This is a genomic window from Aminomonas paucivorans DSM 12260, from assembly GCF_000165795.1.
Taxonomy (GTDB): domain Bacteria; phylum Synergistota; class Synergistia; order Synergistales; family Synergistaceae; genus Aminomonas; species Aminomonas paucivorans.
The window spans coordinates 1,831,157-1,854,290 of the sequence record NZ_CM001022.1; the positions used below are offsets into that span (position 1 = coordinate 1,831,157).

At 68.3% G+C, this 23,134-nt stretch carries 19 protein-coding genes; 4 read left to right on the forward strand and 15 right to left on the reverse strand.

The genetic code is table 11. The annotated features are described in order from the left end of the window. Positions 1-56: 56 nt before the first annotated feature. From APAU_RS08720 to APAU_RS08730, 3 genes are all read right to left on the reverse strand, one after another. Positions 57-1,793: an HD domain-containing phosphohydrolase gene (locus APAU_RS08720; protein WP_006301365.1), complete on the reverse strand. Its 1,737-nt coding sequence runs from the start codon at positions 1,791-1,793 to the stop codon at positions 57-59. Between the two features lie 167 nt (positions 1,794-1,960). After that, on the reverse strand, positions 1,961-2,515 hold the full coding sequence (locus tag APAU_RS08725) for a phosphoribosyltransferase family protein (protein ID WP_006301366.1): 555 nt from the start codon (positions 2,513-2,515) through the stop codon (positions 1,961-1,963). 13 nt (positions 2,516-2,528) lie between these two features. Continuing rightward, complete coding sequence (locus tag APAU_RS08730) at positions 2,529-3,629, reverse strand: hypothetical protein (protein WP_006301367.1); 1,101 nt, start codon at positions 3,627-3,629, stop codon at positions 2,529-2,531. A 212-nt stretch (positions 3,630-3,841) separates the two neighbouring features. Here APAU_RS08730 and APAU_RS08735 point away from each other — a divergent pair, with 212 nt between their 5' ends. Further along, positions 3,842-4,873, forward strand: coding sequence for a hypothetical protein (locus APAU_RS08735; RefSeq protein WP_006301368.1), 1,032 nt, complete (start codon positions 3,842-3,844; stop codon positions 4,871-4,873). Here the strand turns inward: APAU_RS08735 and APAU_RS08740 are convergent. The 11 genes from APAU_RS08740 to APAU_RS08790 form a co-directional block, all read right to left on the reverse strand. After that, a complete protein-coding gene (locus APAU_RS08740; RefSeq protein WP_006301369.1) occupies positions 4,807-5,985 on the reverse strand; it encodes a YibE/F family protein in 1,179 nt (392 codons plus the stop codon). The genes APAU_RS08735 and APAU_RS08740 overlap by 67 nt on opposite strands. 84 nt (positions 5,986-6,069) lie before the next feature. Further along, entirely contained in the window at positions 6,070-7,638 is a 1,569-nt protein-coding gene (locus APAU_RS08745; RefSeq protein WP_006301370.1) for an alkaline phosphatase, read from the reverse strand. A gap of 156 nt (positions 7,639-7,794) precedes the next feature. Continuing rightward, positions 7,795-8,964, reverse strand: coding sequence for a M20 metallopeptidase family protein (locus APAU_RS08750; protein WP_006301371.1), 1,170 nt, complete (start codon positions 8,962-8,964; stop codon positions 7,795-7,797). An 88-nt stretch (positions 8,965-9,052) separates the two neighbouring features. Further along, positions 9,053-9,796, reverse strand: coding sequence for a glutamine amidotransferase (locus APAU_RS08755; protein ID WP_006301372.1), 744 nt, complete (start codon positions 9,794-9,796; stop codon positions 9,053-9,055). Next, complete coding sequence (locus APAU_RS08760) at positions 9,793-11,073, reverse strand: M20 family metallopeptidase (protein ID WP_006301373.1); 1,281 nt, start codon at positions 11,071-11,073, stop codon at positions 9,793-9,795. Before APAU_RS08760 ends, APAU_RS08755 begins: the two co-directional genes overlap by 4 nt. Further along, positions 11,070-12,011 carry a nucleoside hydrolase gene (locus APAU_RS08765; protein ID WP_006301374.1) on the reverse strand — a complete coding sequence of 314 codons (942 nt, stop codon included), beginning with the start codon at positions 12,009-12,011 and terminating at the stop codon, positions 11,070-11,072. Before APAU_RS08765 ends, APAU_RS08760 begins: the two co-directional genes overlap by 4 nt. Continuing rightward, on the reverse strand, positions 12,008-12,976 hold the full coding sequence (locus APAU_RS08770; protein ID WP_006301375.1) for an ABC transporter permease: 969 nt from the start codon (positions 12,974-12,976) through the stop codon (positions 12,008-12,010). Before APAU_RS08770 ends, APAU_RS08765 begins: the two co-directional genes overlap by 4 nt. 4 nt (positions 12,977-12,980) lie before the next feature. Further along, positions 12,981-14,006 (reverse strand): ABC transporter permease, encoded by a 1,026-nt coding sequence (locus APAU_RS08775; RefSeq protein WP_006301376.1) that lies wholly within the window; start codon positions 14,004-14,006, stop codon positions 12,981-12,983. Continuing rightward, complete coding sequence (locus APAU_RS08780) at positions 13,999-15,519, reverse strand: ABC transporter ATP-binding protein (protein ID WP_006301377.1); 1,521 nt, start codon at positions 15,517-15,519, stop codon at positions 13,999-14,001. The genes APAU_RS08775 and APAU_RS08780 overlap by 8 nt, the downstream gene beginning before the upstream one ends. Before the next feature lie 103 nt (positions 15,520-15,622). Continuing rightward, complete coding sequence (locus tag APAU_RS08785; protein ID WP_006301379.1) at positions 15,623-16,657, reverse strand: BMP family lipoprotein; 1,035 nt, start codon at positions 16,655-16,657, stop codon at positions 15,623-15,625. Between the two features lie 78 nt (positions 16,658-16,735). Beyond that, the gene (locus APAU_RS08790) at positions 16,736-17,758 is read right to left on the reverse strand and encodes a LacI family DNA-binding transcriptional regulator (RefSeq protein WP_006301381.1); all 1,023 of its coding nucleotides are present in this window, start codon (positions 17,756-17,758) and stop codon (positions 16,736-16,738) included. 123 nt (positions 17,759-17,881) lie between these two features. Here APAU_RS08790 and rbsK point away from each other — a divergent pair, with 123 nt between their 5' ends. Together rbsK and APAU_RS08800 are read left to right on the forward strand one after the other, a co-directional pair. Next, positions 17,882-18,793 (forward strand): ribokinase, encoded by a 912-nt coding sequence (gene rbsK, locus APAU_RS08795; protein ID WP_006301382.1) that lies wholly within the window; start codon positions 17,882-17,884, stop codon positions 18,791-18,793. A 64-nt stretch (positions 18,794-18,857) separates the two neighbouring features. Then, entirely contained in the window at positions 18,858-20,216 is a 1,359-nt protein-coding gene (locus APAU_RS08800; RefSeq protein ID WP_006301383.1) for an MATE family efflux transporter, read from the forward strand. A 100-nt stretch (positions 20,217-20,316) separates the two neighbouring features. Here APAU_RS08800 and APAU_RS08805 read toward each other — a convergent pair whose 3' ends face one another. After that, complete coding sequence (locus APAU_RS08805) at positions 20,317-21,381, reverse strand: iron-containing alcohol dehydrogenase family protein (protein WP_006301384.1); 1,065 nt, start codon at positions 21,379-21,381, stop codon at positions 20,317-20,319. Positions 21,382-21,673: 292 nt separating this feature from the next. Between APAU_RS08805 and APAU_RS08810 the strand changes: the two genes are divergently transcribed. Further along, a complete protein-coding gene (locus APAU_RS08810; RefSeq protein ID WP_006301385.1) occupies positions 21,674-23,038 on the forward strand; it encodes an MATE family efflux transporter in 1,365 nt (454 codons plus the stop codon). The last annotated feature ends 96 nt before the right edge of the window (positions 23,039-23,134 follow it).

Sequence of the window (23,134 nt, forward strand, 5' to 3'; positions counted from 1 at the left end):
TGGAGCACAAAGGCCCCCGTGCACCCCCGCCGGTCTCTCCGACGGGGAAAACCCTTTCACCGATCCGGGAAGCGCGCCTGGATGGAGAGGACCTCCTCCATCCCCTCCAGAAGCAGGTCCACCAGGAGAGGGTCGAACTGCCTTCCCCTCTCGTCCCGAAAAGACTCCACCACCCGGGAGATCGGCCAGGCTTCCTTGTAGCATCGCCGGTTCGCCAGGGCATCGAAGACGTCTGCCACCGCCACGATGCGCCCGTAAAGGTGGATCTCCTCCTCTCGAAGCCCCCGAGGGTACCCGGCTCCGTCCCACCGTTCGTGGTGCTGCCCCGCGATGATCGCCGCCGCCGACAGGGATTCCCGGGGCGAACGGCTCAGCAGCTCCTCCTCCAGGGCGGCGTGGCGCTTCACCTGCTCAAACTCCTGGGGGTCCAGGCGTCCGGGCTTGCAGAGAATCGCGTCGGGGACGGCGATCTTGCCCACATCGTGCAGGGGCGCCACCCTGCGAAGCAACAGGACCTCCTGCTCCGGCAGCCCCAGCCCCCTCCCCAGGAAGGCGGCCGTCTCGGCGACCCGGCGGACGTGGTTCGCCGTCTCCCGGGAACGCCCTTCGATGGCCTCCCCCAGGAGATCGATGGTCTCCTCCTGCACCGCCCGGATCTCCTCCTGCAGTTTCTCCATCTGCCGGCGCTGCGTCAGGGCCCGGTTCTTCGCCCGCAGGGCCGCGGCCAGGAGGACGATGACCCCCAGCAGGAGCAGGACCACCGCCCCCGCCCCCAGAAGAACCGGGCGGTGACGCTCGTAGAAGGAGGGCGGGCGTCCCACCACCCGGGTGTCCGCAGGCCACTGGTGGAGTTCCAGACCGAACCGGCGCAGAACCCGATAGTCCGCGTAGTAGCCCCCCGAGGCCGAGGGATGAAGCCTTTCGGCGGGCAGGACTCCCCGCCAGGTCAGGTCCAGAAGCCGCGCCCCCTGTTCCCCCACCTTCCGGGGGTCCAGCATGTACCCCCCCACCACCCCGAAGGGCAGGTAGATGGTCCAGCAGGACCAGACGGGGACCGGAGACGCCCGGGAAAGGACCTGGGCCACCTCCCGGGGGGTGACCCCCCGTCCCTGCTCCTGGTCCCGAAAGAAGGTGGACAGGACCACCACGTCCCCCGACCCCAGGCTGTTCAGGAAACGTTCCGCCTCTCGGAGGGAGCGGAACTCCCGGGCAGTTCCCCGGGCGCCTCGGAGGTTCTCCAGGAAGGGGCGAGCCTCCTCCGCCAGGAGCCGCCCCGATTCGGTGCCGTCGTGGAGGTAGTGGACCCGTTCGGCCTGCGGGTTGACCCGCAGGGCCAGGTCCAGGGTCTTGGGGAGGTCCGTGGCCTCGGGGAGGACGCGGATGTGGGCGGGAAGGCGGGGATCCGTCGGACCGTTGATCCCCACCGCCACCACCGGCGTCTGGGAGAACAGGGGCTCGAGGTAGCGAAGGAAAAAGTCCAGAGCGTTGTTGTCCGATAGGAGGATCCCGTCCAGGCGGACCCCCCGGAGCTTCCTCCTAAGGAGTCCCCCCAACTCGTCCAGATAGGGGGAACCGGTCCAGTGCTTCGTGTCCAGGTACTCCGCCCGCAGCTCCAGCGTCGGGTCCTGGGCGGCGAAGAAATCCTGGATCCCCCGGTGGACGTCCTCGGTCCAGCTCATGTCCCGTCCGTAGGAATGGATCACCAGGACCCGACGAGCCTGGGCATCCCCCCCCCGGACCGATGCGGCGAACCACAGGAGCAGCCATGCTGTCAGGAGGACCCGACGTCCCACGGAAATCCCTCCCCCGAGGCCCATAGACAACCGCCCTAAAGCGATACCTCTCTGACGAAGTCTACACCAACCCCTCTGTCCTGTCTTGGGAGAGACAACGCCAAGCCCCCGGTCGTCGGAGGCTGCCGACGACCGGGGGCTTGGCGTTCCGCTAAAGAACGGCCGGTTCAGCGCCCTTCGGGAAAGACCGGGAGCTTCTCCAGATAGAGCAGGTCTTCCCCGTGGTAGCCCCCCTCCTCCAGCAGCACCGCCACACGGCAGACCACGGAGGCCTCCGCCTGGGACAACAGGGCTTCCACCGCCTTCAGGGAGCCCCCGGTGGACACCACATCGTCCACCACCCCCACCCGCCGACCCCGGAGACGCCGCCGGTCCACCCCGTCCAGCACCAGGGTCTGGGGGGCCTGGGTGGTGATGGAGCGCACCTCCACCACCAGGGGGTCCTCCATGTAGCTCTTCACGGACTTGCGCACCGTCACGTAATCCAGGCTCAGCCTCCGGGCCAGGGCGTGGGTGAGGGGGATTCCCTTGGCCTCCAGACAGACCAGCAGATCCAGCTCCTCCCGAGGCATCTTGGGCAGTAGGGCGTCGGCGCACCGCTCCACCAGCTCCGTGTCCCCCAGCATCACGAAGGAGGCGATGACCAGACCCGGAGCCACCCGGACCTTCTTCAGCTCCCGCTCGATTCCCGCCACCTTCAGGGTGTAATGGGTTTCGCTCATGCCGTCGGTCCTCCTACAGGGAGAAGAAGAGCTTGATGCCCAGACCGGCGAGGAGCCCGTAGAAGGGGTTCCACCGGGCCGTCACCAGCACCGTGGCCCCGATCACCATGCCCCAAGGGGAGAAGCCAAAGGGCCCCTGGGCTGCGGGGGCGGAGGCGATGGCCCCCTGGATGTTGGTCGCGAAGGTGACGAAGGTCCCCAGAACGAAGAGGAACCCGGCGATGGAGGAGCGGTGCACGAACCGCCCGATGGTGGGCAGAAGGCGCAGGAGCAGGATGACCGCCATGATTCCCATCATGAGCACCGAGGAGCGCAGGGGGTTGGGGGCCGTGGCGGTGCCGGAGATGATGGCTTCCACGGGGCCGCCCCCCAGGAAGGTGGAGGCCATGTCCGCCAGGCAGGAGTACACCGCCAGGTGGTCGATGTTGGCGTTTGCCCCGGCGATGCTGCCGGTGATCTTGCCGAAGCTGATGTTGGCCCCGATGTTGAGACACCCCATGGCCAACGCCCCCAGGAAGATCCGCCGGTTCGTCCAGAAACGCCACTCGATGTTCCCCACGTGGAAGCGCTCGTTCTCCAGGTGGATCTCCGGGGCGTCCACGGGGCGCTTGAGACCGTAGCGGAGCAGGTTGTACACCCCCGTGGAGGCCAGCACCGAGAGGATGATGGTCTTCGCCAGATCCTGGGTGAGGAACCACACCCCGAAGGCCACCAGGAAGGAGGCGGCGCCGGAGAACTTCTCCGACCGGTACAGGTCCACGGAGACCCCCGCCAGCATGACCCCCACCCCCGCCATCATGGAGGTGACGATGGTGGGACCGATGAAGGCCACGATGGCTTCGTTCATCCCCAGGATCGAGGGGATCAGGAGGAACACGCCCCCCCAGAAGACCAGGCTCAGCCGCTCCCGCACGTTCTGCCCCATGGTACCCGCCAGGGTGATGGTCTCCGCCTGGAAGGAGATGGTGGCCACGGAATGGAAGGCCAGGGAGCCGACCACCCCTACCAGGAAGGCCGCCGCCGTGGGAAAGGCCGCGAAGCCGAAGCTCAGAGCCAGCAACCCCTGGGGGATGCCGTTGAGCACCACCGCCAACGCCGCGAGAAGATCCGTCATCATGAAACCTCTGCCCCTCTCCTTGTTTGCTTACATTAAAAAGAAAAGTCTATCCATTTCGGCAATAAACCCTCTCTTTACGCAAGAAAGCCTTTGTTATATCAGGTATCCTAGCAGGGAAAACGTTTGCCCGGAAGGGGGCACCCCGGCAGACGCCCTGTTTTTCTTCCGATACAATGGCATGCAAGACCCCGAAGAAGGCAGGTGAGGCCATGTTCTCTCCCCCCGCTTCCCCCGCCGCTTGGCTGGCCCGGCGCTGGGTCCCGGCGATGCTGCTCTGCACCCTGACGGGAATCTTCTTCGGCTGGATCCGGGTCCACGGCTCCGCCTGGATCGGCGTGGCCGGAATGATCGCAGGAGGTGCGGCGGGCTACGGTGCGGGACGGCTGGGGGATGGGGACGGGGCGACCTTCTGGGGCTTCGGCCAGAGGTTCGCCCTGGCACTGGGAGGATCGGCGGTCTATTTGGCCGCCCAGCTCCTGACGGCGGGAGCCCTGCACGGATCCCCGGCGGACACCCCCTTCACCTGGATCGGCGAGATGGCCCAGGGGGGACTTCGGGAGCGGTTCTTCTCCCTGGGCCAGACCGGGGGCATGGTGCTTCACCTCTACCGGGGCTCCCTTTCCGGGGGCTGGTGGGGGGGCTTCAACTTCCTGGACGCGCTGCTCTTCGCCTTTCTCTTCCTGGTCTCCTGCGGGATCGGGCTTTCCCGGAAGGAATCCCTGCCTCCTCCCTCCTCCTCCCGCTGCGCCATCTGGGCCTCCCTGGCCCTGACGGCGGCGTTGGTGGCGGGGGTGGCGGGAGCCTGGCACCTGGCGGAAGGTCCCTATCCCTCCCGGTTTTCCCCGGAGGAGCGGCGAGAACTGGAACGCCTCGCCGGGACCTTCCGGCTGACGGAGCGAGACGGGACGGCCCTGCCCCGGGGACGCCAGGAGCTTCTCCGCATCCGGGCGGCGGGCTTCGACACCCTGGAGGGACGCCTGGAAGGCGCCACCTTCACCGTCACCCGACGGCGCACCCATTTCTCGGGGCTTCTCTTCCGGAGGGATCCCGCGACCCCCCTGCCCCTGAGGCTGGTCTTCTCTCCCGACGGGACGGGTCTGTACCTGAAGATCGTCACCTTCACCCTCCAGGGCAGGAGGAACGTGGTCTTCCGGGGGGTTCGGGAGGGGCTCCCTCAGGACTCCTCCCCCGCCGGGACCCTCTGGGTCCGGCGGCAAGATGCGGCGGGATGTCGGAAATAGACCCATCCCCCCAGGAGGGCCGTGAGGGGGGCTACCGCCACGAGGCCGAAGCTGCCCACCAGGGTGTGGAGGATCTCCGCCGCCACGTATTGGAGGTTCAGCACGTTCACCACGGGAGTCCCCTGGGCCAGGAACACCAGGAGCATGGTGCTGTACCCCCCGGAGTAGGCCAGAAGCAGGGTGGTGGTCATGGTACCGATCACCGAACGCCCCACGGCGAAGCCCGACGCCACCGCCTCGCGCATCGAGAGATCCGGGCGACGCTCCCGAAGCTCGTGCATCGCCGCTGCGATGTCCATGGCCAGATCCATCACCGCCCCGGATGAGGCGATGAAGATGCCGCTCAGGAAGACCCGCCCCAGGTCCAGGTTGGGGTAGCCGCAGTAGAGCAGGGTCTCCGCGAAGGGTTTCACCGCCCCGTGGATGCGGAAGGCCCCCCCGAAGAGCACCGACAGGAGGCAGGTAAGCCCCAGGCCCGCCAGCGCCCCCAGAAAGGCGGTGACCCCCTTGCGTCCCACCCCGGCCACCAGGAAGATGATGGCCCCGGTGAGGAGCACCACCACCCCCACCGCCACCGCCAGGGGGTCATACCCCCGAAGGAACCCCGGCAGCATGACCTTCCAGATCACCAGCACCGAGAAGACGAAGGAGAGCAGGGCCGACAGCCCCGTCCACCCCGCAAAGGCCACCAGGAGAAGGGTGAAGAGCCCCAGGAGCAGCCCCTCCGTGTCCAGACGGTAGTGGTCCACCGCCGTGGCGTGGAGGATGCGATCTCCCTCCACGTCCAGCACCGTCAGGACCCGGTCTCCCGGGCGGAAGAGCTTGTCCAGCTCCATCTTCCCCTGTAGTTGGTTGGAGGCCTCCACCTCCTGTCCCCGGAAGGGCCCCCCCAGAATCCGCAGACGCAGCTCCTGTACCCCCTCCCGGACGATACCGAACCGGAAGACCCGGGAGTCGTCCGTCTCCAGCACCCGGGCCTGGGCCCGGGGGGCCGCGTTCAGGTCGGGGCGTTCGAACCCCGTGGGCATCCACCAGAGCCCCAGGGAAAGCAGCGCCAACAACAGGGCCAGCAGGACATGCCGCCGCCGGGAAGAGCCTTCGAACCGCTTCATGGAATCACGCTCCTTGGAGGAAACGAGGACGCCGCAGGGCCCGGCACAGCCGGCACCCCGCGGCGGAGGGAACCGAAGAGGACCTTAGCGGGAGGCCACGGCCACGGGGCTGCGCCCCATGAGGCCCATGAGCCTGCGGGCGATGTCCGTGTTGTCGTAGTAGCCCTGGAAGAGGCTCTGTCCCGCCCCCTCGGCGAAGACCGGCACGGGGATCCCCGTGTGGGAGTAGCTGGTCCAGCCGATGCCCGCCTTCTGGTTGAGGAGGTGGGTCAGGGTCACGGAAAGGGGTTCGTAGCCCCCGTAGACCAGGTAGGCCGTCTCGTCCCCCTTCTTGAGACTCTCGGGGTTCATGCTGGCGACGAAGGACTCCTCCAGGAGCTTCTGTTCCCTCGGGGTGAGGGCCAGGGCAAGGCGCCCCTTGGCGTCCCGATCCCCCGCCTTGGCCATCTTCTCCAGAGCGGCCTTGCGTCCCGGAGGCAGCACCGTCAGACCGAAGTCCGCCTCAATGAGGGGCAGCAGGTCCGCCAGACGGGCATCCTTGGGAGAGTGGGACTTCCGGTAGGCCGCCAGCTTGGCGTCGAAGGCCTGGTAGGACCCCTTCTGGAAGCGAACCTTGTCGAAGAAGGTTTCGTACTGGGTCCCGGCGAAGCCGATGGTCATGCCGCCGCACTCGTGGTCCCCCGTCACTACGATGAGGGTCTCCTTGGGGTGCCGGGCGGCGAAGCTCCGGGCTACCCGCACCGCCTCGTCGAAGGCCAGGGTGTCCCGCACCGCCGCGGCGGCGTCGTTGGCGTGGCAGGCCCAGTCGATCTTGCCTCCCTCCACCATCATGAAGAACCCCTTGGGGTTGTCCAGCAGCTCGATGCCCTTGGCGGTGAACTCCGCCAGGGAGACATCCCCTCCGTCTCCGTCCAGGGCGTAGGGCAGAGCCTGATCCTCGTCCCGACGAGGCGCGAAGGCCAGGACCTTCCCGACGCCGGGACGAAGCTTCAGAAACTCCTCCCGGGAGTCCACGAACCGGTAACCCTTTTCCTTGGCGTAGTCGATGCTGCTGGGCTGATCCCCCTTCTTCCCCTTGGGCTGGAGAAGGCCGCCCCCGGCGAAGTAGTCGAAGCCGCTGTCCACGAGCTGTCGGGAGATGTCGTAGTAGTCCTTCCGGGAGGGAACGGAGGCGTAGAACGCCGCAGGGGTGGCGTGGTCGATGGAGGCGCTGGAGACCACCCCCACCCGACGCCCCTTTTCCTTGGCCATGCGGCTCACCGGGACGAAACGCTTCTTCTTGGGAGGGTCCATGCCGATGATCCCGTTGTCCGTCTTGAAGCCCGAGGCCAGGCTGGTGGCGGCGGGGGCGGAGTCGGTGATGAAGGAGTTGGCGGAGTAGGTGGTGCACATTCCCTGCACCGGCAGGCTGCTCAGGGCCAGCTTCTGGATGGTGGGGCTGCCCGCCTGCCCGGGATGGGACTTCAGGTAGATCTCCGCCGCGTTGATCTGCGGCATCCCCATGCCGTCGCCGATGAACAGGAAGACGTACTTGGGGTTCTCTCCCGCTGCCGATGCCGGGGCGGAGGGGGCGATACACCCCAAGGCCATCCCCAGCGCAGCCAACCCCCAAAGGACCCTCAGGGTCCGGATCGAACGAAGCCAGCGCACCATGCCGAACGACCTCCTCAAGAAATGGTTTGCCCTCTTATAGCCCCCTTCCCTGCACGGCTCGGTTACGAAAAGACATCAGTCCCGTAACGTACGGTCCTGGAGGGAAGGTTGGCCGTGTCGGGACCCGCGCAACCCTCTTCACCGCTCCCTCGGGGCTCAGGGGACTTCCGCGCCGGAGCAGAAGTCCAGGGCGAAGCGCACGAAGAGGGCGGTGCCCCTCCACAGGACCTCCTCGTCCAGGTCGAATTGGGGGTGGTGGTGCGGGGCCCCCTCGCCCCCCCCCAGGAAGAAGAAGGTGCCGGGGAGCCGCTCCAGATAGAGGGCCATGTCCTCCCCCACCAGGGTGGGGGCCTCCAGGTCCACCAGGTCCTCCGGGGGCAGGATCTTCCCGGCGCTGCGCCGGAAGGCCTCCGTGAAGCCCCGGCGGTTCACCACCGGCGGCGCCCCCTTCTCCCAGAGCACCTCCGCCTCCCCGCCGTGGAGGGCCGCCACCCCCCGGGCCAGCTCCTCCACCCGTCGGGCCAGGAACTCCCGGTCCTCCGGGGTGACGGCCCGGAAGGTCCCCTCCAGGCGCACCTCGCCTGGGATGATGTTGAAGGCGCTCCCCCCCTGGATGCGCCCCAGGGAGACCACCGCGGGACGGACGGCAGGGATCTCCCGGCTCACCAGGGTCTGGAGGGCCCCCACGAACTCCCCCGCCATGACGATGGGGTCGATGCCCTGATGGGGCAAGGCCCCGTGGGTTGCCTTGCCCCGCAGGAGCACCTCGAACCGGTCCATGCTGGCCATGGCGGTGCCGCTTCGCACCCCCACCTGACCGCTGCCCAGCTCGGGGAAGAGACGCCCCACGTGGAGGCCGCAGATTCCGTCCATCCCCCAGAGGGCCCCTGCGGCGATGAGGTTCGCCGCCCCCCTTCCTTGTTCCTCCCCGGGCTGGAAGAGGAAGCGCACCGTGCCCGACAGGGCCTCACGTCGCTCCGCCAGGAGCGCCGCCGCCCCCAGGAGCATGGCCATGTGGGCGTCGTGCCCGCAGGCGTGCACCGCCTCGTCGGGGCAGGCGAAGGGAAGCCCCGTCTCCTCCCGAAGGGGCAGGGCATCCATATCCGACCGGATCGCCAGGGCCTTCCCGGGCTTCTCCCCCGTCAGGTCCACCGCCAACCCCGCCCCCAGGTGTCGGGGCACCAGCCCCATCTCCTTCAGGGCATCCTCCAGGAACGCCTTGGTGCGGGGCAGGTCCATCCCCACCTCCGCCAGGGTGTGCAGCCGCCGCCGCCAGGCGACCAGACAGGGCTGCAGTTCCTGGGCGGCCTTTCCCGTCTCCGCCATGGTCCTCTCTCCTTTCCGAGAAAACGGGCCGGAAGAGAGCGGTCTTGCCGCCCCTCCCGGCCTCGGCTCTCTTCCACCCGGTGGAGACCTAGGCGGTCATCCAGCGGACCAGGTTGTTCCAGAAGGTGGGGTAGTGCCTCCAGGTGACGAAGCCCTCGGGACCCCAGTGAGGAGCGCAATCCGAGGCGAAGGCGGCGGTCCGCCCTTTGCCGCAGACCCGAAGGGCCACGAAGGGGTCCTCCCCCACCGAGGCCAGCACCTCGCTCCCCTCCCGGGGGAGGGTGCGGTTGTACCCCAGGAAGAAGGGCCATTCCCCGTCCATGCCCTGGAAGACCGCGTGGTGGGGCATCCGCACCGTGGGCACCGTCCCCTGGGGGATCTCCACCCGGTCGTCCGTGGTCAGGCACTCCACGGGCAGCACCTCCGCCAGGGCGGTGGCGCCGTAGCGGGCCTTGGCGTCGATGCCCGAGAAGGACATGTACCCCCCCACCATGCAGAGGGAGCCACCCTCCAGCACCCAGTCCCGCAGGGCGGCGCACCGGTCCGGGGTGGGACGGCTGCGGTTGAAGGTGTCCGGCGCCAGCAGCAGGGTGTTGGAGCCGATGTCGGAGAGGAACACCGCGTCGTAGCGCCCCAGTTCCTCCCCCGTGGCGGGGAAGCGCTCCGGGGCCTGGTGGTTGGGCAGGAAGGTCACCTCGTGCCCCCCCTGTCGGAAGGCCTCCAGAAGCCAGGCCGCCCCCTCCTCGTATTCGCTGGTGGTGAAGCTGTCGAAACCCTTCACGTGGATGGTGTGCTTCATCCAGGACTCTCCCGCAAGCAGGATCCTCTTCATTCCGTTCGACCTCCCCATTCCAGGATCAGGGTGGCGTAGGCGAGGATGCACCCCAGGTACTCCTCCACCGGCAGCCACTCGTCGGGCATGTGGCAGTTCTCCAGGGGACCCGGCCCCAGGATGGCCGTGGGCATGCCCCCGATGTTGCGCAGAAGCCGCGCGTCGTTCCCCGCGGGGGACCCCACCACGGGGACCTCCTGCCCCAGGGCGTCGGCGGCGGCGGAGCGAAGGATCTCCACGAAGGGGTGGTTCCGGTCCATCTCGAAGGGCCGCCCCTCCTGGGTGATCTCCCAACGGGGCGGGTGGTCCGCCAGCCAGGCGTCCCCGGCGGAGCGACGCATCAGGGCCTCCTCCACCTCCCGCACCACCTCGTCCCGATCCATGCCGGGGAGGTAGTGGAGGCACAGGGTGAAGGAACAGCGGTCCGGCACCGTGGAGCCCGCCGTGCCCCCCTCGATGACCCCCACGTTGATGTTGGGGGGCGGCAGCAGGGGACGTCGGTGTTCCAGAAGCCATCGGTGCTCCAGGTCCCGAAGGGCCTCCATCAGGAGGACCGCCTTCTCGATGGCATTGACCCCTTTCCACTTCTCCCCGGAATGGAGGCTCACCCCCGACACGGTCACCCGGAAGAACAGGAACCCCATGTGGGCCACGGTGAGGGCCCCGGAGGTGGGCTCGCAGACCAAAGCCCCCTCCGCCCGGTGCCCCCGCATCAGGGCGCAGAGGGTGCCGTTGCCTCCCCCCTCCTCGTCCGCCACGGAGAGGATCTTCACGTCTCCGGGCAGGGGGATGCCCGTATCCTTGAGGAGCTTCACGGCCATGCAGGCGGCCATGAGCCCCCCCTTCATGTCGCAGGCCCCCAGGCCGTAGAGGCGCCCCCCCTCCACCGAGGGGGTCAGGGGGTCCCGGGTCCAGCCGTCCGGGGGCATGGTGTCCACGTGCCCGTCGAAGAGCAGGGAAGGACCGTTGCCCCCCGGGAAGAGGGCGGAGAGGTTCCACCGATCCGTCAGGTCGTGCCCCGGGTTGCCCTCCCCGTGCAGACGCATCCCCTCCCGGATCGCCTCCTCCTCCAGGGGTTCCCGCTCCACCCGGGCCCCCATGCGGGTCAGAAGCTCCTCCAAGTACTCCTGTCCCGCCGCCTCCCGGCCTCCTCCCACCCCGTGGTCCAGCACCCGGGTATCCCGGGCCACCAGATCCGTCAGGCGGGCCAGATACTCCTCCCGGCGCTCCGCCAGGGTGCGCCGCAGCGCCCCCCGCACCGCCTCGGGCAGGCTCATGAGTAGAGGGCCAGGGTCTCCGTCACAAAGTCCCAGAACCGCGGGACATCCAGCTTCACCGCAACCTCCGCGTTGGCCCCGTTTCCCGTGATGCCGTAGAAGTCGCAGCAGGTACGTCCGTAGGTCTTCTCCCCCCGCAGCTCCACCTCCACGTGCATGGGTTTGGTCTCGAAGAGGGTGGGATCCGCCACCCAGGCCACGGTGGTGGGGTCGTGCAGGGGGGGAGCCTCCCAGCCGAAGACCTCCTTCTGGGTCTTGGTGAAGAACTCCATGAGTTCCGCGAAGAGGACCGCCACGGGGTTCCCCAGGGCCCGGATCCGCTGGACCACCGGACGGGTGCACAGGGCCTGGCGGGTGAGGTCCAGACCCATCATCACGATGGGACGACCGCAGGTGAAGACCACGTGGGCCGCCTCGGGGTCCGCGTAGATGTTGAACTCCGCCGCAGGGGTGATGTTCCCCAGCTGGTAGGCCCCTCCCATGAGGACGATGCGCCGGATCCGCTCGGCGATGCGGGGCTCCTTGCGCAGGGCCACCGCCACGTTGGTCAGGGGTCCCGTGGGGACCAGGGTGATGTCCCCGTCCGAGGCCATGAGGAGGTCGATGATCAGGTCCACCCCGTGCCTCGGGTCCAGGGCCACCTCGGGCTCCCCGAAGACCGGCCCGTCCAGCCCCGTGACCCCGTGGATGTCGTCGGCGATGACCTGCTCCCGCACCAGGGGACGGCTCATCCCCGCCGCCACGGGGACCCCCTTCAGCCCCACGGCGGTGGCCACGTTCAGGGCGTTGCGGGCGGTCTTCTCCAGGGTCTGGTTCCCCGCCACCACCGTCACCCCCCGCAGGTCGATGCGGGGGTGGATCCGGGCCAGCATCAGGGCCACCGCGTCGTCGTGCCCCGGGTCCATGTCCAGGATGATCTTCTCGCGCCGGTTCGTCATGCCTTCCCTCCTTCGTCCGCCCCGGTCAGGGCGCTGCGGGCCCGCTTCCGGGCCCAGTCCTTGCGGATCATGGCCGCCGCCAGCACCGCGATGGTGGCCACGTAGGGGATCATGAGGATGAACTGGGAGGGGAAGCCCAGGGACTGGAGCCTCGCCCCCACCGAGTCGGTGAAGCCGAAGATGAAGCACCCCAGGGCGCTGCGCAGGGGATCTCCCCCGCCGAAGAACATGGCCGCCACCCCCATGAAGCCACGGCCGTTGGTCATGTTCTCCGCGAACATGCGGGAATAGCCCAGGGACAGGTACGCCCCCGCCACGCCCCCCAGCACACCGGAGTAGAGCATCACCTCGAACTTGCGGCGAAACACGGAGATCCCCGCCGTAGCCGCCGCCAGGGGGTGGAGCCCCACGCTTCGAAGCCGCAGGCCCCACACGGTGCGGTACAGGAGCCACTGGAGAAAGAGCACCAGCAGCAGCCCCAGGGGCTCGAAGAGGGAGTAGTCGCTGAAGAGGCTCGAGAGCACCTCGTTTCCCTCCAGGAAGGTCAGGTGGATCCGGGGCATGGGGACGATCCCCTTGTCCAGGAAGGACCCGGAGGCGTGGAGCAGCCGGTCCAGGAGCAGCCGGGTGAGGGCCAGGGCCAGCATGTTCACCCCCATGCCCACCACGAAGATGTCCGCCTTGTAGCGCAGGTGGGCCACCGCCATCACCGCCGCCATGACCACCCCCACCACCACCGCCGCCAGGAGGGCCAGCACCCAGCTTCCGGAGAAGTAGCTCACCGCCACGGCGGTGAAGGCCCCGCAGAGCATGATGCCCTCCACCCCCACGTTGAGGATGTCCGCCTGCTGGGTGAGGATGCAGGCCATGGTGGCGTAGAGGATGGGCATGGAGGATCGGATGGTGGAGTGCACCTGGGTGTAGTCCATCACCAGGGAGAAGTTCTCCAGGAAGGTCTGCCACATGGCCCTACGCCTCCTTTCGGACCCGGCGCCGCAGGAGGAAGAGCCCCTCCATGGCCGCCAGCAGGATGAACACGGCGATGATGGCGTCCACCAGGGCCTTGGGGATCCCGGTGAACCGCTCCATCCCCAGGGCCCCCGCCTTCAGGGCCGCCAGGAAGAAGGCCAGCACGGGAACCAGCCGGATGTCGTTGCGGGCGATGAGGGCCGCCAGCATCCCGTCGAAGGCGATGCCCGGGGAGAAGTTGTCCACGAAGTAGCCGAAGACCCCCAGGACCTGGATGGCCCCGGCCATGCCTCCCAGGGCACCGCTGGCCGCCATGCCCCACACCATCACGGGCTCGGGGCGGATGCCCACGTGGGCCGCGTACCCCCTGTTTTCCCCCACCGCCCGCATCCGGTAGCCCAGGGTGCTGTGGTGCACCACCCAGTAGACGAGCACCAGGGTCGCCAGAGCGATGAACAGCCCTGCGTTGGCCTGACTGGGGGGAAGCAGTCGAAAGAGCCGGGCGGACTGAGCCACCGGGGCGGTCTGGGGAGCCCCCAGGCCGGAAGCGAGGGGATGGTTCACCAGGTAGGAAGTGAGGAACACCGCCACGTAGTTGGCCAGGATGGTGGTGCACACCTCGTTGACGTCGTAGTAGGCCTTGAGCGCCCCGGGCACCGCCGCCCAGGCCGCCCCCACCCCCATGGCCAGGGCCAGGCACAGGGAGATGTGCAGGGACGAGGGCATCCCGCCGAAGGCCACCCCCGCCCAGGCCGCCGCGATGGCACCCAGGTAGAGTTCCCCCTCCACCCCCACGTTGAACACCGCTACCTTGGAGGAGACGGCGAAGGCCAGGGCGGTGAGCAGCAGGGGGACGAAGCGCTCCAGGGTTCCCCCCAGGTTGAACTTCCCCACGAAGGCTCCCCGGAACAGCTCCGTATAGGCCTCCAGGGGGCTGTGCCCCATGACGGCCATGGCCAGGGCCCCGGCTCCCAGGGCCGCCAGGACGGTGAGGAGGCTGTTCGCCAGGGCGGACCACCTACGCATGGACCGCACCTCCCGTCATGAGGCACCCCAGGGTCTCCTCGTCCGCCTCCTCCGCGTCCAGGACGCCGGTGATGCGCCCCTCGTAGAGCACCGCGATGCGATCCGACAGGGACAGGATCTCCTCCAGGTCCGCGGAGACCAGCAGGATCCCCGCGCCCCCGTCCCGCACCCGAACCAGCTCCTTTCGGATGTTCTCGATGGACCCGATGTCCACCCCCCGGGTAGGCTGGGCCGCCAGGAGAACCTCCGCCCCCGCGTCGATCTCCCGGGCCACCACGATCTTCTGGGCGTTCCCTCCGGAGTAGCCGCTGGCCGGAGCCTGGGGACGGGGAGGGCGGATGTCGAAGGCCTCGATGAGGGAGAGGGCGAAGCGCCGGAGGGCCTTCCCCAGCAGAGCCAGGCCCCGGGAAAGGGGGGTGCGCCGGAAGGCCAGCCCCGCCAGGTTCTCCTCCACCGTCATGGCCCGATTCAGGCCCCGGGCGTTTCGGTCCTCCGGGATGTGGGCCAGGCCCAGGCGTCGCACCTCCAGGGGGGAGCGGTTCTGCACCTCCCGACCCGCCAGGCGTACCCTGCCCCGCTCCACGGGACGCAGCCCCGCGATGGCCTCCACCAGCTCGCTCTGGCCGTTGCCGTCCACCCCCGCCAGGCCCAGGACCTCCCCGCGCCGCACCTCCAGGGAGACCCCCCGGATCTTGGAAAGCTCCTTATCGCTGGGGACGTACAGGTCCTCCACCTGGAGCACCGCCTCCCCGGCGGCCTTCCGGGAAGACCGCTGCACCCCCAGGAAGACCTCCCGTCCCACCATCAGCCGGGCCAGCTCGGGGATGGTGACGCCGCTCCGGTCCACCGTGGCCACGTGGCGCCCCTGACGCATCACCGTCACCCGATCCCCTGCCTCCATGACCTCCCGGAGCTTGTGGGAGATGAAGACGATGGACTTCCCGTCGTCTGTGAGGGTCCGGAGGATCCGGAAGAGCCCCGAGGCCTCCTGGGGGGTGAGCACCGCCGTGGGCTCGTCGAGGATAAGGATCTGGGCCCCCCGGTAGAGGGCCTTGATGATCTCCACCCGCTGGGCTTCCCCCACGGAGATGTCGTTCACCTTCTTGCGGAGCTGGATGTGGAGGCCGTAGTCCTCCACGAAGCGCCGCACCCGCTCTTCCGCCGCCCGGAAATCGATGCACCCCCGCCTTTGGGGTTCGAAGCCCAGGATGATGTTCTCCAACACCGTGAGCTGGGGGGCCAGCATGAACTCCTGGTGCACCATGCCGATGCCCCGGCGGATGGCCTCCCCGGGGGTCTGGAAGGGGAAGGCCTCCTCCCGCACCCGGATCTGTCCCTCCTCCGGGGCGTAGAGGCCGTAGAGGATCTTCATCAGGGTGGACTTGCCCGCCCCGTTCTCCCCGATGAGGGCATGCACCTCCCCGGGACGGAGGTCGAACTGGCCGTGGTCTACCGCCCGGACCCCGGGGAATTCCTTGACGATGTCCCGCATCGTCACGATGGGTTCTGCCACCGCAAGACACCTCGTCTTCCTCCATCCCCCGTCCCCGGGGGCCGTGATGACGCCGCCTCCGGCGGGGAGCCCGCATCCGGACCCCCCGCCGAACCGTCGGTCGCTAGTCGCGCTGGAAGCCCTTGTAGGCTTCCACCTTGATCTTGCCGGACTTCACGTCCTCCGTGAGCTGCTGGATCTTCTTGAGGATGTCCGCAGGGAACTTGTCTCCCAGGGCCTTCTTCATCACCGACATGTCCGTGAGGCCCACGCCGCCGGAGGCGATGCCCATCTCCACCACCTTGTTGCCCTTGAAGGTGTTCTTCTGCACGTCCTGGACGAGCTGGTAGCTGGCCCGATCCACCCTCTTCAGCATGGAGGTGAGGATGTGCCCGGGGTAGATGGCGTCCTGGTTCAGGTCCACGCCGATGGCGTACTTGCCCTTCTCGTTGGCCGCCTCGAGCACCCCGTTGCCCGTGTTGGAGGCCACGTTCATGACGATGTCCGCCCCCTGGTCGAACTGCGCCAGGGTCAGCTCCTTGCCCTTCAGGGGATCGTTGAAGGTCCCGGCGAAGGAGACCAGCACCTTCACCGACGGGTCGATGTGCTTGGCCCCCTGCTTGTACCCCACCAGGAAGTCCTGGAGCACCGGGATGTCCATGCCTCCCACCCAGCCGATGATCTTCTTGTCGTTCACCCCGGGGATCTCCTTGTGGGTGGTGAACAGGGCCGCGGCGGCCCCCGCCAGGAAGGAACCCTCGTTCTGGGCGAAGACGATGGACTGCACGTTGGGAGCCTTCACGGCGCCGTCGATGACCCCGAACTTCACCTTGGGGAACTCCCCGGCGTGCTTCTTCACCAGCTCCGCGATCTGCGTGCTGGCCCCCACGATGAGGTCGTAGTTGGCGGAGGCCATGGACAGGAGGTTGGATTCCCAGTCCGCAGGGTTCTTGGACTCCAGGACCTTCAGTTCGATGCCGAAGTCCTTCTTGGCCTTCTGGAGCCCCTCGTAGGCGGAATCGTTGAAGGATTTGTCCCCCAGGAAGCCCGCCAGCACCAGGGCCACCTTCATGGGCTTGTTCGCCGCCAGGGCGGGCAGGGCCACGAAACAGGAAACCAACAGACTCAACGCGATGGACAGGATCACCTTTTTCTTCACGATCCGATCTCTCCTTCCTCTCGTTCCAAAGCTATCCCCAACGACCTCCCCGCAACGCTCCTGCGCGTCCCTTCCTCCCTAAGCCCGGGAACCACCCCCCGGACGAGGCCCCGTGGAACGTCTGACCACCAGAGTAGGATTCATCAGCACCGGCCTGCGTCGAGGCAGGGATCGATCCCGCATGCGCTCCAGGAGGATCCGAACCGCCGCCGTCCCCATCTCCGCCCGGGGCTGCGCCACCGTGGTGAGAGGGGGGTTGAAATAGGCCGCCAGGTGGATGTCGTCGAAACCCGCCACGGAGAGATCCCCGGGGACCGAAAGCCCCGCCTCCGCGGCCGCCCCCACCACCCCGAAGGCCATGAGGTCGTTGCAGGCGAAGATCGCCGTGGGAGGATCGGGATGGTTCAAAAGCTCCCGGGCGATCCCGTAGCTCGTCACGGGGGTGAAGTCCCCCGCCCGGACCAGTTCCGGATCCCAGGGGATGCCCGCCTCCTCCAGGGCCTGGCGGTACCCCAGGACCCGGTCCGCGCTGGGGGTCACCTGGGAGGGCCCGGTGATGCAGGCCACCCGGCGATGTCCCAGCTCCGTCAGGTGGCGGGAGGCGAGCCAGCCCCCCAGGACGTTGTCGATCTGGATGGAATCCACGGGAAAATCGGGGATCTCTCGGTCCAGCATCACCAGGGGGATGTCCAGCCCGTCGAAGATAGCCGCCTCGCGCTCCGACATGCCCACGTTCACCAGGGCCAGCCCTCCCACCCGGTTCGCCGCCAGGGCCTCCACGGCCCGACGCTCCCGGTCGGGACACCCGGCGGAACTGCAGACGATGAGTCCATACCCCTCTTGGTAGCAGGCATCCTCCACCGCCCGGGCGATCTCGGCGAAATAGGGGTTCGTGGCGTCGGGGACCACCAGTCCCAGAAGGGTGGCCTCCCCCTTCCGGAGGCCCCGGGCCAGCACGTTGGGCCGGTAGCCCAGCTCCTCCATGGCCGCCTCCACCTTCCGGCGGATCCCCTCGCTGACGAATCGGGTCTGGTTCAGCACGTGGGAGACCGTGGTCACCGAAACCCCCGACCGATCCGCCACGTCCTTCATGGTCGCCATCCATCCCTCACCCCCAAAAAAGGACAAGCAAAGGATTGCGCAATCCTTTGCTTGTATGCTACTTTCGGGGCATCGGACCTGTCAAGGGACGGATCAACCCCGCAAGGGAAAGGAAGTGCATCCATGACCCGCATCGTGGTGGTGGGTTCCCTGAACCTGGACCTGGTGATGCAGACCCCCCGGCTGCCCGCCCTGGGGGAGACTCTCCTGGGGGGCCCCTTCTCCACCGCCGAGGGAGGCAAGGGGGCCAACCAGTCCGTGGCCTGCGCCCGCATGGGAGCCTCCGTGGACCACCTGGGCAAGGTGGGGGACGACCCCTTCGGGGGGCGTCTCCTGGAGTCCCTCCTGCGGGAGGGCGTGGGGGTGGCGGGGGTCCACGCCTGCCCCGACGCCCCCACAGGGGTGGCTCAGATCAGCGTGGCGGGGGGAGACAACGCCATCGTGGTGGCCCCCGGGGCCAACGGGAGGCTCACTCCCCAGGACCTGCGCGCCGACGCCCGGCTCTTCGACGGAGCCGGGGCGGCCCTCTTCCAGCTGGAGGTGCCCCTGGACGCGGTGGCGGAGGGACTGGACCTGGCCCGAAGCCGTGGGGTCCCCACGATCCTCAACCCCGCCCCCTGGCAACCCCTGCCCCAGGAGGTGCTGGACCGGGTGGATACCCTGGTGCTCAACCGGGTGGAGCTGGCCCAGTGCTCCGGCCGGGAGGGAGCGGAGGAGGGCCTGGAACGGATTCTGGAGCGAGGGGTTCCCCGGGTGGTCCTCACGGCGGGAGCCGAGGGGGCCTACTACCGGACCCGGGAGGAACGGGGACGGGTTCCGGCCCCCCAGGTCCGGGTGGTGGACACCACCGGCGCGGGGGACACCTTCGTGGGGGCCTTCGCGGTGCTCCTGGCGGAGGGAGCGTCCCTGGAGGAGGCGGTACGCTGGGGGGTCCACGCGGGGGCTCTGGCCTGCACCCGCCTGGGGGCGCAGCCCTCCATCCCCGTCCGGCGGGAGGTGGAGGCCTTCCTGGGGGAACGCTCCGCCCCCCGATAGGCCGGGACCCCTTTCCAGAAGAGGCCAGGGGAGGTATGCTACCCCCTCTTGAGGGGGGAAAGACATGAACCGAAGAACCGAATCCTTGGGGCGAGACCCCGTGGGACCGCTGCTGCTTCGCCTCTCCCTGCCCGGGGTGGTGGGGATGCTGGTGCAGGCGTCCTACAACGTGGTGGACGCCTTCTTCATCGGACGCGGGGTGGGCCCCTTGGGGTTGGCGGGCACCGCCGTGGCCTTCCCCCTCCAGCTCCTCATCCTGGCCATGGGCACCTTCGGGGGCGTGGGGGCCCAGTCCCTCATCTCCCGCTCCCTGGGGGCGCGGGACCTTCCCCGAGCCCAGGGAGCATTGGACGTTCTGGGAGCCCTCTCGCTGGTCCTGGGCATCGCCACCGCCCTGGTGGGGCTGGCGTGGCTGGACCCCCTGCTCGCCCTGGTAGGGGGATCCGGGGAGATCCTTCCCTACGCCCGTTCCTACATGCGGATCATCCTCCTGGGGGTCCCCGCCCTCATCCTGGGAATCGCTTTGAGTCACGCCGTCCGGGCGGAGGGGGACGTCCGGACCTCCATGCACGCCATGCTGGTCTCCGCAGGGGCGAATTTCGTCCTGGACCCTCTCTTCATCTTCGGCCTGCACGGGGGAGTGGCGGGGGCGGCCTGGGCCACGGTGCTCTCCCAGGTGGTCCTGGTGTTGTGGCTCCTGAGGCACTACCGGTCCGGGGCAAGCGTCCTGCGGCTTCGCCCTCGGGAGTTCCGCTTCCGCCGAAACCTCCTGGGGGAGATCGCCGCCGTGGGGACCTCGGAATGGGTCCGAATCTCCGCCAACGCCCTCGTGGTGGGGGCGGTGGTCCGATCCCTGGCTCTCCACGGATCCCCCCTGGCGGTGGCGGCCTACGGCATCGTCAGCCGCCTCCTCTCCCTGGCCTTCATGCCCCTCTTCGGCCTGACCCAAGGGTTCATGCCCCTGCTGGGGTACAACTACGGAGCGGGACTCCACGGCCGGGCAAGGCAGGTTCTGGTCCTGTCCCTGCAGGCCGCCACGGCCTTCTCCGCCGTGGTGTGGTTCCTCTGCCTGGTCTTCCCCTCCCTGCTGGTGGCCCCCTTCACGGCCCACGAGGATCTGCTGGCCCTGGGAAGCCGATCCCTTCGGGCCATGACCCTGGGGTTCTTCCTCGTGGGATTCCAGATCCTGGGAGCGGCGACCTTTCAGGCCCTGGGAAAGGCCCGCCCCGCCCTGTTCCTCTCCCTCTCCCGGCAGGTGCTGCTCTTCCTGCCCCTCCTTCTTCTGCTTCCCCGCTGGTGCGGCCTCTGGGGGGTGTGGCTCGCCTTCCCCCTGTCGGACCTGCTCTCGGCCCTCCTCACCCTTCCCTTCGTCCTTTCTCAGATCCGGGAGTTGGAGGAGGCAGAGGGCGGGCGGATCGTCTGACTGTATTCCTCTCCTGGAAAAGGCCTTTCGGAATAAGATCCCAACGCGAAGGGGCCCCGCCGGATCCGGCGGGGCCCCTTCGCGTTCACCCTAGGAAAGGCTACATCTTCCCGTAAAGCTCCAGGATCTTCTCCGGGGGCAGGGCCTTCTTGAACTCCGGGCCGAAGGTGCTGACCAGGTCTCGCTCCAGCATGTAGGTCAGGGCAATCATCTTCTCGAACTGCTCCGGCGTCACGTCCTTCGTGACCCTCTTGGGGAGCTGGACCCGGTGCCGCTCCACCATGGCCTTGAAGGTCCGCACGTCTTCGCCGTAGAACTCCTCGAGCTGGTTGAAGACGATGCAGTTGGCCAGGCCGTGGCGATACCCCAGGATGAAGGCGATCCCGTAGGAGAGGGCGTGGCAGACCCCCACGGAGGAGTTGGCGATGGAGCTTCCCCCGAAGTAGGACCCCACCATGAAGTCGGCGTAGTTCTTCTCCTTGAGAAAGAAGTTCTCCACCGATGCCTTGGCCGCCAGGGCGAAGGGACGCCCCAGGGCGTTCATGGCGCTGCCGTGGGAGGCCTCCACGCAGTGGATGTAGTTGTCCATCCCCGTGAAGAACTCCTGTTCCTCCGGCACCGTCTCGATGAGCTTCGGATCCAGGAGGGCGTGGTCGTACATGCTGTAGTCGCTGTTGATGCCCAGCTTCTTCACCGGCCCCGTCAGGACCGCGGTGCGCGTGGCCTCCGCCCCGGTGCCGGATAGGGTGGGGACGGCGATCTTCGGCACCCCCCGGTGCTTCACCAGGTCCCACCCCTGGTAATCCGCGGAGGACCCCGGGTTGGTCAGCATGACGGAGATGGCCTTGGCCACGTCCATGGAGGATCCCCCGCCGATGCCCACCACCACCCGGGGAAGCTCGCTCCCCTTCTCCGCGACGATCCGATCCCGGAGGGCATCCACGTCGGAGGTCTTGGGCTCGTGGGAGGGGGCGTCGAACTCCAGCACCAGGTCCTGGGGGGCGGGGCGCAACCGCTGGAGCAGCCCCGTGGTCCGATGCACCGCATCCACCACGAACACGGTGTACTGTTGGGGATTCGGGTAGAGCTTGTCGATCCAGGCGTTCAGGTCGTCGAAGGCGTTCTCGCCGAACAGGACCGAGGGGACGAACCGAGTGATCTTCATCTTGGGATGGACCTCCTCTTCGTGTATCGCCGGTCTCCCGGGGCACCAGAGGATCCTCGCCATGGGCCGGATCCCCGCCGTCGGGGGGTGGACCGGGAACGTACCGACACAAGGGTACCACAGCCCCCGGGGAGCGCATCGGCCGTTTTCCGGGGGCACCCGCGAACCTCTCCCGGTCCCAAGAGGGACGTTCCGCCTTGACAGGGCTCCCAGAGGGATCTAGGATGACCTCAAAAGATGACCACTGGTCATAATTAGAACCATTGGTCAATTCCCTAAAGGGGGGTTCTCCTTGATCCAGGACACCGCATTTCTGGGACAGGAACGCATCGGTCCGCTCCTGTTCCGCCTCTCCCTGCCCGGCGTGGTGGGGATGCTGGTCCACGCGTCCTACAACGTGGTGGACACCCTGTTCATCGGATGGGGGGTGGGGGCCCTGGGGCTCGCCGGATCCGCCGTGGCCTTTCCCATCCTGATGGTGGTCACGGCCCTCACCGCCTGGGGAGGCGTGGGCGCCTCGTCCCTCATCTCCCGCTCCCTGGGGGAGGGAAACCCGGGGCGGGCGGAGGGGGCACTGGGAAACCTGGTCGCCCTCTCCCTGCTCCTCGGCCCGGCCACCCTGATCCTGGGACTCGGGACCCTGGATCCCCTTCTCCGGCTGCTGAAGACCGCCCCGGAAGTACAGCCCTACGCGGAGGAGTACACCCGGATCCTCTTCTACGGCACGCCCCTGCTCTTCACCGGAGTGGGGCTGAACTACTCCCTCCGAGCGGAGGGAAAGGCCCGCCTGGCCATGACCAGCATGCTGGTCTCGGCGGCGGTGAACCTGATCCTGGATCCCCTGTTCCTCTTCGTCTTCCGTTGGGGCATCGCCGGGGCCGCCTGGGCCACCGTCATCGCCCAGGGGACGGTGGTGGTCTGGCTGGGCTACGTCTACCTGACGGGGCGCACGGCCCTCCGCATCCGGCCGGGGCATCTCCGGCTCCGGGGGGATTTGCTGCGGGAGATTCTGGCTGTGGGCCTCTCCGAGGGAGCGCGGCTGGGGGCCAACGGCCTGATGATCGGCCTTGCGGTGCGAGCCCTGGGGGTCTACGGATCCTCCACGGCGGTGGCGGCCTACGGCATCATCAGCCGGGTCCTCACCCTCCTCTTCATGCCCCTCATCGGCCTGGCCCAGGGGCTCCAGCCCGTCCTGGGGTTCAACTACGGCGCGGGGCTCTACCGACGAGCCCGCAAGGCCACCCTGATCTCTGCCCAGGGCGCCACCCTCTTCTCCGGGCTGGTCTGGCTGATCCTCCTGGCCGCTCCCGGGCCCATCCTGCGCCTCTTCTCCTCCGAGCCGGGGCTCCTCGCCCTGGGGGAACCCATGATGCGCACCATGACCCTGGGCTTCTTCTGCGTGGGCTTTCAGACCGTGGGGGCCGCCACGTTCCAGGCCCTGGGGAAGGCTCGCCCCGCCCTGCTCCTCTCCCTGGCCCGGCAGGTGCTGCTGCTCATCCCCCTGCTGGTCCTGCTGCCCCCGTTCTTCGGGCTCCTGGGGGTGTGGATCTCCTTCCCCCTGGCGGACCTCTTCTCCACCCTGCTCACCGGGGCCTTCTTCCTCTCGGAGATGCGGTTCCTGAAAGGGCGGGAAACCGCTCTCCCCTCCACCCCGTAGGCCCGCGACGGAGGACCGGCCTTTCCTCCTCCCCCGGGACCGGGGTATGCTACAGGCCGTGTCAGGAGGCATCCCGCCTCCCGACACCCACGGAAC

What these genes read in the sequence shown, in the direction of transcription:
- APAU_RS08725 (WP_006301366.1), bottom strand. Translation starts at nt 2,515, where the DNA reads ATGAGCGAAACCCATTACACCCTGAAGGTGGCGGGAATCGAGCGGGAG.
- APAU_RS08730 (WP_006301367.1), bottom strand. Translation starts at nt 3,629, where the DNA reads ATGACGGATCTTCTCGCGGCGTTGGCGGTGGTGCTCAACGGCATCCCC.
- APAU_RS08735 (WP_006301368.1), top strand. Translation starts at nt 3,842, where the DNA reads ATGTTCTCTCCCCCCGCTTCCCCCGCCGCTTGGCTGGCCCGGCGCTGG.
- APAU_RS08740 (WP_006301369.1), bottom strand. Translation starts at nt 5,985, where the DNA reads ATGAAGCGGTTCGAAGGCTCTTCCCGGCGGCGGCATGTCCTGCTGGCC.
- APAU_RS08745 (WP_006301370.1), bottom strand. Translation starts at nt 7,638, where the DNA reads ATGGTGCGCTGGCTTCGTTCGATCCGGACCCTGAGGGTCCTTTGGGGG.
- APAU_RS08750 (WP_006301371.1), bottom strand. Translation starts at nt 8,964, where the DNA reads ATGGCGGAGACGGGAAAGGCCGCCCAGGAACTGCAGCCCTGTCTGGTC.
- APAU_RS08755 (WP_006301372.1), bottom strand. Translation starts at nt 9,796, where the DNA reads ATGAAGAGGATCCTGCTTGCGGGAGAGTCCTGGATGAAGCACACCATC.
- APAU_RS08760 (WP_006301373.1), bottom strand. Translation starts at nt 11,073, where the DNA reads ATGAGCCTGCCCGAGGCGGTGCGGGGGGCGCTGCGGCGCACCCTGGCG.
- APAU_RS08765 (WP_006301374.1), bottom strand. Translation starts at nt 12,011, where the DNA reads ATGACGAACCGGCGCGAGAAGATCATCCTGGACATGGACCCGGGGCAC.
- APAU_RS08770 (WP_006301375.1), bottom strand. Translation starts at nt 12,976, where the DNA reads ATGTGGCAGACCTTCCTGGAGAACTTCTCCCTGGTGATGGACTACACC.
- APAU_RS08775 (WP_006301376.1), bottom strand. Translation starts at nt 14,006, where the DNA reads ATGCGTAGGTGGTCCGCCCTGGCGAACAGCCTCCTCACCGTCCTGGCG.
- APAU_RS08790 (WP_006301381.1), bottom strand. Translation starts at nt 17,758, where the DNA reads ATGGCGACCATGAAGGACGTGGCGGATCGGTCGGGGGTTTCGGTGACC.
- rbsK (WP_006301382.1), top strand. Translation starts at nt 17,882, where the DNA reads ATGACCCGCATCGTGGTGGTGGGTTCCCTGAACCTGGACCTGGTGATG.
- APAU_RS08800 (WP_006301383.1), top strand. Translation starts at nt 18,858, where the DNA reads ATGAACCGAAGAACCGAATCCTTGGGGCGAGACCCCGTGGGACCGCTG.
- APAU_RS08805 (WP_006301384.1), bottom strand. Translation starts at nt 21,381, where the DNA reads ATGAAGATCACTCGGTTCGTCCCCTCGGTCCTGTTCGGCGAGAACGCC.